At 41.2% G+C, this 296-nt stretch carries 1 pseudogene; it reads left to right on the top strand.

Annotated elements, in window-relative coordinates:
• Nucleotides 1-296, top strand: a pseudogene (locus CD118_RS11715) (phosphopentomutase); the annotation flags it as partial.

The following is a 296-nucleotide window of genomic DNA, read 5'->3' as shown; positions in this document are numbered from 1 at the left end:
ATGACAGGCCATTGGGAAATGATGGGCTTGAATATCATGCAGCCATTCAAAGTGTATCCAAACGGTTTTCCACAAGAATTAATTGATGAAATCGAACGTATTACGGGACGTAAAGTCGTTGTGAATCGACCGGCATCAGGCACACAAGTAATTGACGAGTGGGGCGAACATCAAATGAAAACAGGGGATTTGATTGTTTACACATCCGCAGACCCTGTGCTTCAAATTGCCGCACATGAAGAGATTATTCCACTTGAAGAATTGTATGACATTTGTGAAAAAGTACGTGAATTAAC

Source organism: Staphylococcus coagulans (assembly GCF_002901995.1).
Lineage (GTDB): Bacteria > Bacillota > Bacilli > Staphylococcales > Staphylococcaceae > Staphylococcus > Staphylococcus coagulans.
This window is presented reverse-complemented; position numbering and strand designations above follow the sequence as displayed.